Below are 4,176 nucleotides of genomic sequence, written 5' to 3' on the forward strand. Positions count from 1 at the left end.
TCGAGACGCTGCCGGCGCCGGCAGCGCTGGCCGAGCGCGAAGCGCGTGGCGAACCGCTGACCAGAGCCGAACTCGGCGTGCTGCTCGCCTATGCCAAGATTGTGCTGTTTTCCGACATCGTCGCCAGCGACGTGCCTGATGACGCGCATTTCGACCGCGACCTGATGGGCTATTTTCCCGACCAGATGGCGAAGAAATACGCCGCCGAGATCCATGGCCACAGGCTGCGCCGCGAGATCATCACACGGGTCGTCGCCAACGATCTGGTCAATCGCGGCGGCCCATCCTTCGTCAACCGGCTGCAGGAGGCCACCGGGCGCACCGCCGCCGACGTGGTGCGGACCTTCGCGGTGGTGCGTGACGGTTTTGCCTTGCCGGCGCTCTATCGCGAGATCGACGCGCTCGACAACCAGATCGACGGCCAGGTGCAGCTCGATCTCTATCAGATGGTCAGCCGGCTGATCTATGTGACCAGCGGCTGGTATCTGAAGAACGATGCCGGCACGGCACCCCTCAGCCAGCGCATTGCCGAGTTGCAGGAAGCCCGCAAGGCGCTGGAGCCCAAGCTCGTTTCGCTGCTGCCGGCCTTTTCACGCGAGCGCATCGAGGAGAAGCGGCATGGGCTGTTCAAGGCCGGCGCGCCGGAAAGCTTGGCCGGGCAGCTGGCACTGAGCGAGGTGGCGGAACTCATCCCCGACATCGCGCTGACGGCGCGCACCGCCGGCGCCGATATCGTCGCCGCGGCCAAGGCGTTCTTCGCCGTCAGCGATGCCTTCCGCATTCCGCGTGTCGAGGATGCCGCACGCTCGATCACGCCATCGGACTACTACGATCAGCTGGCGCTTTCGCGCGCCACCGACACGATCGATGCGGCACGGCGCGGCATCGCGGTGGCGGCGCTCACCGGCCACGCCAAGACGGCCGATCCGGTGGCTGCCTGGCTGGACGCCGGCGGCGAGCGGGTGGCGCGCATCCGCGAGCGGCTGCAGGCGTTGACCGAGGGCGGCGACATCACCGTGTCGCGGCTGTCGGTGGCGTCGGGGCTGATGAGCGATCTGACGGGGATGTGAACCGTCGATGATTGCCACACGCGTTGTCGGGTGCGTGTGGCGCCTTTTCCAATGTTATCGGCGCTTGGCGTTCAGCAAGCTCACCAGGAATGTTTGAGGGTGCCGACGATTTTCAGCCGGTCGCCGTAGAATTCGGTCCCGTAATAGCTGGTTGTCAGATACTTCCGGTCGAACAGGTTCGTTGCGTTCAAGGCCAACGTCACGTCCTTGGTCATCTTGTAGCTAATCGCCGCATCCACCAGTGCGTAGCCGCCAATCGAAATGGTGTTCGCGTCATCCCCGTAGGTTTGTCCGATATAGCGCAGGCCACCGCCGATGGTCAGGTCGCCACGCGGTCCTTCCTCGGGAAGCGTGTAGTCGACCCAGGCTGACGCCAGGTGGCGAGGAACGCGCTGCGGCCGATTGCCGGCATTCCCGCCAATGCCGTCTTCCAGGATCTCGGCATCCCAGTAGGAATAGGCAAGCGTCAGGTTCAAGTTTTCCGCGATGGCGGCCTTGCCCTCGAGTTCGATGCCGCGGACGCCAACCTTGCCGATCTGCTGCTGGACAACAGGCGTGACATAGGTCGGAACATTGGTTTGGGTAAGGTCGAAGACCGCGGCTGTGAACAGGCCGTCGAAGCCGTCGGGCTTGTACTTGATGCCTGCCTCATACTGTTTGCCCTCCTGAGGCTTCAACGAGCCCGAGACCGCATACCCGTTGGCGCTTGGCGACACGAGCGGCTGGAAGCTTTCCGAATAGTTGGCGTAGACCGCGAGGTTCGGCGTGAATTTGTAGGTCAGGCCGGCGCGCTTGGTGAAGGCCGATGCGGTGTCGTCGTCCTGCGTTCCCAGGTCGAGATAATCAGCTGTCGTCTGCACGCGGTCCCAGCGCCCGCCCAGGGTGACGATCCAGCGGTCGTCAAACGTCAATTGCTCCTGGGCATAGACACCGACCGCCTGCTGCTTGACCCGCCAGTTCACATAGGGGCCGAGGTTGATGCAGGACAGACCGCAATAGGTCGGGTTGTCGATGTCGATGGGGCCGGCAGTGCCGAAGAGGATGTTTTCGCGGGTGTTGTCGTTGGCGTAGTCGACGCCGACAAGCGTCTTGCTGGCGACCCGGTCCCAGCCCGTATCGTATTGCAACTGATTGTCGAAGGCATAGCGGTTGGACAGGCCGCCGACGGAAAATGCCGTGCGGTCCGCCGTGGGGTCAAGCGACGCGCCGTAGACCTCGGCGTAGTCGAGGCTCAAATGCGTGTAGCGGGCATTGGAGCGGAAGGTGAGATTCTCGTTGAATTCATGTTCGAACTGGTAGCCGATATCGACCTGCTCGGTGTTGAAGCGGTTGAAATCCGGCTCGCCCAGGAAGGTGCCGATGTCGATATTGGCGCCGGCGGGGGTGCCGCGTGCGCCTGTGCCATCTCGCTTGTAATAGTCAGTCAGGATGGTGAGCGAGGTTCCTTCCTCGGGCTTGATGGTCAACGCGGGTGCGATGTAAAGCCGGTCGTCGTTGGAATAATCCCATCCTTGATCGCCATCCTTGGCCAGCCCGGTAAGCCGATAGGTCCACACGCCATCGGGGTCGATCGGCCCGCCAAAATCAACGCCAATCTCCTTGGTGCCGTCGCCATAGGACGTGTAAATCTCCCCCTGCTTCTGGTCCAGCGGCCGCTTGGTAATGGCGTTCACCAATCCGCCAGGGCCGTTGAGACCAAAAAGCGTCGATGTCGATCCCTTTAGGACCTCCACGCGCTGAAGTCCGTAAGGTTCGAGACGGCTGGCCGTGAACCAGGCTGGGATGCGCGCCGTCAAGCCGTCGCGATAGGTACCGAGCGATGTCTGGTCGAAACCGCGGATGCGAATATAGTCGTATCGGTCATCGTTGCCGAACTCGTCGGTGAGGACGCTGGATGTGTAGGCCACGGCCTGCTGGAGGCTTTCGACATGGCGCGCCTCCAGTTCCTTTTGGGTTACAACTGAAACCGAGGCGGGAACGTCGACGATCGGCGTATCGGTCTTGGTGGCGGTCGCCGTATCCTTGGCGACGATCGTTTGATCGGGCCCGCCAACGCGGTCCGACTTGCCGGTGACGACGATCGTTTCCAGTTGAGTTGCATCGTCCGGCGAAACGTCCTGGGCCCGGCCGGTCCCCACCATTCCAAAAGATGCCGCTATCAAGGCACTGCTCGCAATCAATCGCCTTGCCTGAATGCGCAACAATGCCTGTCGACCAATCGTCATCTCTTATTCCCTGTCAGACCAATTTCGAGCAGTTCGGCCGGTCACCGTTCCGGCCCTGCGCGAGCGCAATTAGTCAAAGCGGACAAAAAGAGTCAACTTAATAATCAAGAGATCCACGCCGGCGACAATCGTTGCGAAGCAGGGGGTGGAGGACGGCGCCGGACCTACGGTCCGACTTCCCCCACGAGAAAAATACGGGCTTGGTTCGCGAAGCGGACGAAAGCCGGTTGCATGGCTTTCGAACAGTGAACGCCCGGCAGCGTCAAGGGTACGGCACCGAGCTTCGTTCATTGCATGAGCGCATGAAACATGCAGACATGGCGCCCGACACGGAACCGGTGCCGAGGGATCATGATGACGGTAGAGACAGTGCAGCGTGCGTCCGGGCGCGGCATCTGGGGATGGATGCTGTTCGACTGGGCGGCGCAGCCGTTCTTCACGGTCGTGACGACCTTCATCTTTGGACCTTACTTCGTCTCGCGCATGGCGAGCGATCCGGAGACCGGCCAGGCGGCCTGGGGCTACGGCATTGCCGCGGCCGGTCTTGTCATCGCCGTGCTGTCGCCTATCCTCGGCTCGATTGCCGACCAGACCGGCCCGCGCAAGCCCTGGATCGCATTCTTTGCCGCGGTCAAGGTCACCTGCCTTTGCATGCTTTGGTTCGCGGCCCCCGGTTCGAACCTTTTCCTGGTCGTGCTATTCTTTTCGCTGGCGTCGGTCGCGGCCGAGTTTTCGACCGTGTTCAACGATTCGATGATGCCGCGCCTGGTGCCGAAGAGCGAGATCGGCCGAATCTCCAACATGGCCTGGGGCCTTGGTTATCTCGGCGGCATGATCGCGCTGATCTTCGTCGTCGCTTGCTTGGCCGGTTCGCCGGAGAC

General features: G+C 62.3%; 2 protein-coding genes and 1 pseudogene. 2 read left to right on the forward strand and 1 reads right to left on the reverse strand.

Annotation, left to right across the window (positions count from 1 at the left end; all coding sequences use genetic code 11):
* Positions 1-1,070: pseudogene (locus ENZ74_RS23930) on the forward strand (NAD-glutamate dehydrogenase domain-containing protein); the annotation flags it as partial.
* 80 nt (positions 1,071-1,150) lie between these two features.
* Here ENZ74_RS23930 and ENZ74_RS23935 read toward each other — a convergent pair.
* Complete coding sequence (locus tag ENZ74_RS23935) at positions 1,151-3,295, reverse strand: TonB-dependent siderophore receptor (RefSeq protein WP_063169465.1); 2,145 nt, start codon at positions 3,293-3,295, stop codon at positions 1,151-1,153.
* A 354-nt stretch (positions 3,296-3,649) separates the two neighbouring features.
* Between ENZ74_RS23935 and ENZ74_RS23940 the strand changes: the two genes are divergently transcribed.
* Positions 3,650-4,176, forward strand: a 527-nt coding sequence (locus ENZ74_RS23940) for an MFS transporter (protein WP_127313030.1), incomplete at its 3' end; no start/stop codon positions are given.

The organism is Mesorhizobium sp. M7A.F.Ca.CA.002.15.2.1, assembly GCF_003998715.1.
GTDB classification, from domain to species: Bacteria; Pseudomonadota; Alphaproteobacteria; order Rhizobiales; family Rhizobiaceae; genus Mesorhizobium; species Mesorhizobium ciceri.

Excerpts from the sequence above, each read along its gene's own strand:
- ENZ74_RS23935 (WP_063169465.1), bottom strand. The coding sequence starts at position 3,295 with ATGACGATTGGTCGACAGGCATTGTTGCGCATTCAGGCAAGGCGATTG.